The sequence below is a fragment of the Bacillus sp. ISL-4 genome, from assembly GCF_018613275.1.
GTDB lineage: Bacteria > Bacillota > Bacilli > Bacillales > DSM-1321 > Peribacillus > Peribacillus simplex_E.
Genome location: NZ_JAGGQN010000084.1, coordinates 1 through 7728, shown reverse-complemented (window position 1 = coordinate 7728; position 7728 = coordinate 1). Strand labels below are relative to the sequence as shown.

At 38.4% G+C, this 7728-nt stretch carries 10 protein-coding genes and 2 pseudogenes; 10 read left to right on the top strand and 2 right to left on the bottom strand.

From position 1 onward, the window contains the following. Positions 1 to 204 precede the first annotated feature (204 nt). From J7J00_RS29085 to J7J00_RS27485, 7 genes and pseudogenes are all read left to right on the top strand, one after another. Complete coding sequence (locus J7J00_RS29085; protein WP_483861524.1) at positions 205 to 414, top strand: sunset domain-containing protein; 210 nt, start codon at positions 205 to 207, stop codon at positions 412 to 414. Between the two features lie 48 nt (positions 415 to 462). Then, positions 463 to 765, top strand: a pseudogene (locus J7J00_RS27510) (recombinase family protein); the annotation flags it as partial. Positions 766 to 1058: 293 nt separating this feature from the next. After that, positions 1059 to 1382, top strand: a complete 324-nt coding sequence (locus tag J7J00_RS27505; RefSeq protein ID WP_214796348.1) for a PadR family transcriptional regulator — start codon at positions 1059 to 1061, stop codon at positions 1380 to 1382. 1 nt (position 1383) lies between these two features. Further along, positions 1384 to 1761, top strand: coding sequence for a DUF1048 domain-containing protein (locus J7J00_RS27500; RefSeq protein ID WP_214796346.1), 378 nt, complete (start codon positions 1384 to 1386; stop codon positions 1759 to 1761). 18 nt (positions 1762 to 1779) lie between these two features. Beyond that, positions 1780 to 2124, top strand: coding sequence for a DUF1048 domain-containing protein (locus J7J00_RS27495; protein WP_214796344.1), 345 nt, complete (start codon positions 1780 to 1782; stop codon positions 2122 to 2124). Between the two features lie 159 nt (positions 2125 to 2283). Next, positions 2284 to 3045 (top strand): ABC transporter ATP-binding protein, encoded by a 762-nt coding sequence (locus J7J00_RS27490; RefSeq protein WP_214796342.1) that lies wholly within the window; start codon positions 2284 to 2286, stop codon positions 3043 to 3045. Continuing rightward, positions 3046 to 3808 (top strand): annotated as a pseudogene (locus tag J7J00_RS27485) (ABC transporter permease). A 407-nt stretch (positions 3809 to 4215) separates the two neighbouring features. Here J7J00_RS27485 and J7J00_RS27480 read toward each other — a convergent pair. Further along, a complete protein-coding gene (locus J7J00_RS27480; RefSeq protein ID WP_214796340.1) occupies positions 4216 to 4437 on the bottom strand; it encodes a hypothetical protein in 222 nt (73 codons plus the stop codon). A gap of 241 nt (positions 4438 to 4678) precedes the next feature. Between J7J00_RS27480 and J7J00_RS27475 the strand changes: the two genes are divergently transcribed. From J7J00_RS27475 to J7J00_RS27465, 3 genes are all read left to right on the top strand, one after another. Further along, positions 4679 to 5467 carry a class I SAM-dependent methyltransferase gene (locus J7J00_RS27475; protein ID WP_214796338.1) on the top strand — a complete coding sequence of 263 codons (789 nt, stop codon included), beginning with the start codon at positions 4679 to 4681 and terminating at the stop codon, positions 5465 to 5467. A 33-nt stretch (positions 5468 to 5500) separates the two neighbouring features. Beyond that, positions 5501 to 6316 (top strand): class I SAM-dependent methyltransferase, encoded by an 816-nt coding sequence (locus J7J00_RS27470; protein WP_214796336.1) that lies wholly within the window; start codon positions 5501 to 5503, stop codon positions 6314 to 6316. A 172-nt stretch (positions 6317 to 6488) separates the two neighbouring features. Continuing rightward, on the top strand, positions 6489 to 6845 hold the full coding sequence (locus J7J00_RS27465; RefSeq protein WP_214796334.1) for an MmcQ/YjbR family DNA-binding protein: 357 nt from the start codon (positions 6489 to 6491) through the stop codon (positions 6843 to 6845). A 211-nt stretch (positions 6846 to 7056) separates the two neighbouring features. On the opposite strand, the gene J7J00_RS27460 is transcribed toward J7J00_RS27465, so the two are convergent. Then, on the bottom strand, positions 7057 to 7494 hold the full coding sequence (locus tag J7J00_RS27460; protein WP_214796332.1) for an ATP-dependent metallopeptidase FtsH/Yme1/Tma family protein: 438 nt from the start codon (positions 7492 to 7494) through the stop codon (positions 7057 to 7059). Between the last annotated feature and the right edge of the window lie 234 nt (positions 7495 to 7728).

The window sequence follows — 7728 nt, the reverse complement described above, 5'->3', positions numbered from 1 at the left end:
GCTATTCGATAATTAGACTGCGTTTGCCGATTTCACAAACAGGCGCGATTCTTTAATAAGAATCGCTTTTCTTAATGAACTAACAGTCTTATGGAACTAACGGGGCAGGTTAGTTCAACAAGGAATACTGCATTTGAAATAGAATTTATAATGTACGTTAAATAAAGGACGAAGGGTTGAATGATTTTTCATTAACACAGCTTTATTATCTACCTTTTTATCGGAATCATCTTCATCGGTACCACCAAATACTGCAACACAGCCCCCTATGAGTACTATGGTAATACATCAAGCTCGGGAGAAAAAATCTACCATGTACCAGGTGGACAATTCTATGACAAGACTAATCCAGAACAGACTTTTTGTACTGAAGGAGAAGCGAAGTCTGCTGGTTATAGAGAATCTAAAAGGTAAGAAAAAAGGGTACTACTGTTAATTGAGTAGCACCCTTTGGCGGTACCCCTCAAAGAACAAATTGATTTCAGTACACCATCAGGAAAGCAAATGTTTACCATGCTTGGGGCTATTTCTGAGTTTGAACGTGATCTAATTAAGGATAGAACGGTAGAAGGCAGGGAACGTGCTAAGGCACAGGGAAAACATATGGGTAGGAAAGGGAGGGACGAGAAGGACGTTAAGAAGGCTTTAAAGCTGTATGATGAAAGAGAATCTAACGGTTTAAGCGTTAATGATATAGCCAAAATGACAGGTGTCCCACGTTCCACTATTTATGCTAAAGTGAAAGAGATGACTAGCAATAGCTAATCGTCTTTTTTCTTGTGGCATTGTTGTAGTTTTAAAATAAAGTCGTACCTTTTAAAAAAAGATGTACCGATTTTAATAAAGTTTAATCGTTTATAAAAATGATAAACCGAATTCAATACTTGATTTTGGTTTTCCTTTTCTTACTCCGCATTTACAGCAAATCCTTTTGTATCTTTTTAAATTTATAATTTTTTTAATGCACACTTGACACCCTTGCTACATAGTATTACACTATACCGGTACTCATTAATACTGAATACCTGTATAACTTATTAGCTTAGGAGGTGTATGCTATGGAAAATTTAACGGAAATGCTCAAAGGTGTGTTGGAAGGTTGTGTGCTGGAAATTATCAGCCGGGGAGATACTTACGGCTACGAGATAACCCGTCGCCTCAATGAAATGGGCTTTACAGAGGTTGTTGAGGGTACGGTCTACACCATTTTGGTGCGACTGGAAAAGAAAGAATTAGTGAATATCGAGAAAAAGCGTTCTGAAATGGGTCCTCCTCGCAAATTTTATTCATTAAATAATGAAGGACACGAGGAACTCGAACAATTTTGGGAAAAATGGAATTTTGTTTCATCAAAAATTAATACCCTAAAGGGGGAGAAATAATATGAAGAAATTTATAGAGCTAATCATTGGCGATTTAGAAAGCAAGAAGGAATACAAAGCATTTATGAAAAAAGTAAATTCTCTACCGAAAGATTACGCCTTTGTGTTCAAAAAGATTCAAAAGTACATGTGGAATTTCGGATATGGATTTGGTGAAGAAATCATCAATTTGTATGAACTGTTTGAAGCTAGTGCAGCAGAAGGCAAGCATGTGCTAGATGTTACCGGTGAAGACGTGGCGGCATTTGCCGACGAATTGATGGCTCTCTCAAAACTAGATGGAGAATCGGCGAGTATATTAGGAGGGCATGTAGATTTGAAAAAAGAAATTGAAAGTAGAGTTGAAGAGCAAGTAAAAATATGGACGAATAAAAAATAAGGTAGGAGGTTAAATACCATGGTAAATTTCATCAAAAAGATACTTGACGACAAAAAAGAATACAAAGAAATGATGGCGCGTGTGGAAGCTTTGCCAGGCGACTACCCAGAAGCCTATAAAAAAATCTGCAACTATATGTGGGGTTTCGACTCTGGAAGCGGCATGGATATGCTAAGAATCCAGTACGATCTCATTGATTTGTTTGAAGATGGTGCGGCAGATGGCAAAGACGTATTGGAAGTGACAGGTGAAGACGTGACAGCATTCGCCAATGGACTTATCGACCAAGCGAAAAGATGGGATGATAAGTTACGCAATAATTTGAACAAAAGCATTCTGAATCGTGTGGGTAAGAAAAAATAAGCGTTGAACAACCCAACTGAATAGCTCAGCTGTTCAGTTATATTTTGAACAAGTAAGTAGTATAACTGATTATCTGTCAGACTATATAGATAAACCCAGTTGCAAACGCTACTGCGCTGTGAGCACGCGCCTTCAGCTTTATATATAGGAGGGATTAGAATGAATAATAAATCAATTCAAGTGACTGGTTTGCAGAAGTCCTACAAGCAGCTTCAAGTCCTAAAAGGCGTAGATTTCGAGGTGGAAGAGGGCAGTATTTTCGCGCTGCTCGGCTCCAACGGGGCGGGCAAGACCACGGTTGTCAAAATCCTGGCCACGCTGCTCAAACAAGACAGCGGAATCGCCACCGTAAACGGATTCGATGTCGCGTTAAAGCCAGAAAACGTACGGCAGGCGATCAGTCTGACCGGACAATTTGCCGCCGTGGACGAAATATTGACCGGACGGGAAAATCTAATCTTGATTGCCAAATTACGATACCTCGACAATCCGCGTCTGGTAGCGGAAGATTTGCTTAGACGCTTCAGCCTGACAGACGCTGCAGACCGCAGGGTGGCTACTTATTCAGGAGGTATGCGCCGTAGGCTCGATATCGCCATGAGTCTTGTGGGAAAACCGCAGCTCATTTTCCTCGACGAACCGACTACCGGTCTAGACCCCGAGGCGCGCATCGAGGTTTGGAAGGTAGTCAAAGAACTTGCTGACAGCGGCACGACGGTATTCTTGACCACTCAGTATTTGGAGGAGGCTGAACAGCTTGCTGATAGAATTGCCATTCTGCATGAGGGTAGGATTATTGCCAACGGGACGCTTGAGGAACTGAAAAAGTTGTTCCCGTCCGCAAAGGTGGAGTATGTTGAAAAACAGCCGACATTAGAAGAAATATTCCTCGCAATAGTCGGCAAAAAGGAGGCGAAGTAAATGGAGGAGGCAAAGAAACACTTCTTCAGTGATCTAAGCGTTATGCTTGGACGTTCCATGCGCCATATTTTCCGCAGCATGGACACCATCGTCACGGTCACCATCATGCCGATCGCGTTTATGTTGCTGTTCGTGTATGTGTTTGGCGGTGCAATTCAAACCGGAACGGATAACTATGTGAATTACCTGTTGCCCGGTATACTACTGATTGCTATTGCTAGCGGTATATCCTACACGGCATTCCGCCTATTTACCGATGTGCAACGGGGAATATTCGAGCGGTTTCATTCCATGCCGATTTCACGTTCCACCTTACTGTGGGGACATGTGCTGACCTCGCTGGTATCCAACGCCATATCGGTTGTCGTCATCATTCTCGTAGCGTTAATTATGGGCTTCCGTTCGTCGGCGGGGATATTGTCATGGCTTGCAGTAGCCGGCATACTCGCGCTGTTTACGTTGGCATTGGGTCGCGGCGATTGCCGGACTGTCCGCAAAATCTGTGGATGGCGCAAGCGCCTTTTCCTACCCGATTATATTCCTGCCGTTTATCAGCTCGGCGTTTGTTCCGACCGAGTCAATGCCGTCGGTCGTTCGCGCCTTTGCCGAAAACCAGCCGGTGACCTCGATAGTGGAAGCCATTCGTGCGCTACTGTCAGGTCAGCCGGTGGGCAATGATATATGGGTCGCTCTTGCGTGGTGTGTTGGGATTTTGTTCGTAGCATATTTCTTTGCAATGAGGGTGTATAAAAAGCGGGTGTGAAATAGTTAAAGAAGGAAGCTGCAATCTAGAACTTTATTTTCACGTTAGCTGCTGCTTTTTCTATTCAATGATCAGACTAAAAGTTAGGTATTGTTTAAAGGAAAACGCCAAGCCGGTAGACATAATCATAGGCTTGGCGTATATTTTCGCAATATGGGGTAGTGTCAGGAAAATGCGCATTTACAACGATAAGCATTTTGATACAAATCTTATGAGACATTATATAGCCTAATTTAGAGGTGCTTTGAATGTGTCTCAATAGGTTCTACTCTATTGAGATTGTGAATGATAGTACTTAAACTATCGGGTGCTTATGTTGAACAACACACCTACCAAAAGTACCTATAAATGGGTTCTTTTATAACGAGATTTCAACATTATCGTAACAGCCAAAGAAAAGCCCACCCTTACTGGCAGGCTTTAAAATTGCTTTCTATTTTCATAATCCTTTGTTCCAGACGGTCAATCTCTTTAGGTAAGGTCGCTAAAAGGTGATAATATAGTTCGGCATTCCAAGGGATATCAGGATAAATGGTACTCATTGATTCAATGCCATTATTTTTAAGCATTGCATATCGCTGACGGGTCTCGATTAACGAGTTTGTTAAATTTTTTAAAAGAGTTGCCATTATTATACCCCCAAGTAAATAACTGTCTAACTAATCAATCCTATACCCTCTTTATTTATATACAAATCATTTTAAAGGTAAAAAAATTTATTCAACTAATGGGTGCGTTAGCTGATGATCAGAGCTGTCTTTAAGGCAGCTTGTTCTTATGGAACTAAAGGGGCAGGTTAGTTGCATAAGGGCATATACATAATGTGTTATAATTTGTATTAATTTGTAAATGTCGATTGGAGGGATATAAATGAAAGTGAATTTTGGAAATGTGGCAAAAAATTATGCTCAATATAGAAATGACTTACCTGTTGAGTTATTGGAAAGTTTAAGACTCAGAGGAATAGATTTTAGCAATAAAAAAGTAGTAGATTTGGGTTCTGGGACGGGTGTATTAAGTCGAGCTTTACATAATGAGGGTGCAGTCGTTGTAGGAATAGAACCTTCAGCAGAATTAATTGAACAAGCGAAAGTAATTGATGCGAATGAAGGTAATATAATTGAGTATATAAATACATACGCTGAATCTACAACCTTAGATAATGGTTTGTTTGATTATGTAACCGTTTTAAGGGCTTGGCACTGGTTTAATCGAGAAAAAACCCTAGATGAGATTAAAAGAATTTTGGCGAAAAAGGGTATATTGATAGTTATAGATTCAGGGTTTATATCAAAAAGTAAAGTTATAGATGATACACTTCAAATTATTAAAGCACATATGCCAAACGGAGAGTTAAAACCGGCTGGTGCTAAAGCTGAATCCAAACAGTTTATCAATGGATTTCCAGTTGAGTGGTTTAAGGAATGGCAGGAACACAAGTTTGACCTAAAGGAAACATATAAGTTCAATTACACAGTATCTTTTACAAATGAAGACTGGTGCGGAAGAGTTGGTTCTCTATCTTGGCTTTCAGGATTTACAGAAAATCAGCGAAAGGAAATACTTGATGAAATCTTTACTTATTTAGTAAAAGAATATGGAGACATTCAACATAATATCCAACATGGATGCTTTATAACTATATTGAATAATTTATAAATGTCTCTTTAACATAGAATATAGGTGGAATTTATGAGTGAGATAATTAGCTATTACAATCAATTTGATGAGTGGGGAAGGCTTGATCGTGAACCGATAGAATTCCAAGTAAATTGGCACTATATAAGAAAATATATGCCAAAAACGGGATATGTGCTGGATAATGGTGCTGGACCAGGAAAATACTCTATGGAGCTTGCTAAAGAAGGTTATAAGGTAACACTAACCGATTTAACGGCAAAATTAGTTGGAATTGCAGAAAATAAGGCAAATGAACTTCATTTAGAAGGACAATTTAATGGTTTTTATGCAGCTGATGCAAGAGCACTTACTATGATTAAAGAGGAACAGTTCGACGCATCATTAATGCTTGGTCCTATGTATCATTTGCAGGAAGAAGTTGACCGTATTAAGGCAGTAAAAGAGTTAAATAGAGTTACAAAAAAGGATGGAATTATTTTTGTGGCATTTATGCCTAGAATCAGACACATACTTTCTTCACTTCTAAATCCTGAAAAGTGGAAACCAAACGATAATATGGATACTATTATTCAATTTGGTGAATCAGGTTCTTTTAACCATGCAGATGAAGGGCGTTTTACAGGTGCATATTACTTTAATATTGAAGAAATCAGACCGTTTATGGAATCACAAGGATTTGAAAGTTTGGAGCTTATAGGTTCAAATGTAGGTGCTATTTTAACAGATGAAAACTGGAGTTACTGGATAGACAAAGGAGAGCAAGAAGTAGATAAAATAATAAAGTTACTTATAGAGAAAGCATCAGACCCTTATACCCTTGGAATATCATCACACTTACTTTACATTGGAAGAAAAAAGGGTTTATAAATTGCTCCTTAATGAACTAACGGGTGCGTTAGCTGAGAACGGAGCTGTCTATAAGGCAGCTCTTTCCTTATGGAACTAAAGGGGCAGGTTAGTGCAATAAAGGGTCCAAGGCTTATAATTTAGGATGCAATTAAAAAATTAGAAAGTTATTATTTTAGAGAAGAGGTTAACAATGAAAAATAGAGAGGAAGCTATCGGTTACTGTTTAGGGATGGGGAATGCATATGAAGATTATCCATTTCGCGATAAGAATTGGACGTTAATGCGACATATAGATAACAAGAAAGTGTTTGCGTGGATATTTGAAAAAGATGGCCATATTTGGATTAATGTGAAATGTGAACTCGGTTTTTTAGATTATTGGCGTCAGATTTACAATTCGGTAGTTCCGGCATTTCATCTTAATAAGGACCATTGGAATTCGATAATTCTTGACGGTACTGTTCCAAAGGAAGACATTTACGAAATGATAAAACAAAGCTATTTGTTAACTAAAAAAAGTAATAGTAAAGTTAATTTGAAAAAGTGAAGGCATTGATTCAGCAGGAAGGATTAATGCCTTTTTCTGTGGAACTTACTATGATTGTGAAATAATCTACTTAAAGTAATGGGTGCGTTACTTTAATAAGCCATCCTTTTCTTTTATTAGGCTAGATAAAGGTTGACTCACAAAAACAATGTAAAAAAACTCGCAAAGTCCATATGGAAAGCGAGTTTACTTTTTTTATGTATATGTATTTTCATCCCTTCCATTTTTTTCTTACAGCTACAAACAGAAAAATAAAGAAAAACAGGATGAAAATGATTACAAATGGAATAATGGAAGTGAAAAATGTCACCCAGCCACTTGTCTTTTCTGGAGGTTCAACAGTGAGGATGCCTTTACCTAATTTAGTTACGGCATCATTAATTCGACTCTGTGAATATTCACTGAATGGCACGTGCGTCACAAAGTTCTTGTTTTCATCATCCCCCTTAAGCTTCCAAATGATTTTAAATTCACTGCTTTCGGGCTGCATCGTTAGTGATGTAATGTCCCCACTCTCCAAATGATTATAGAACTCATCTTGGGTCATTTTCTCTGTTGATTCATTGTTATTATTAAAGATGATTACAATTCCAATGATGACCAAAAAGATCAGTAAATAGAATATGGTATTACGGAAGTTCCGATTCATTCCTTCCCTCCTCAACTGGTAAACAAACTATAGTAAATAGTATCATAGTAAATTAATCATTTATATTCCCTAGAATAATTAATATTCCAAATCCAATCACTACAATAATTCAAAAACACCCGAGAACTTTAACATAGTCTTTTCTTATTAAACTAAAGGGTGCGTTAGTTTAACAAAGGGTGGCTGCGGCAACCTTTTTCTTGTGGAACTAACGGGGCAGGTTAGTTTAACAAG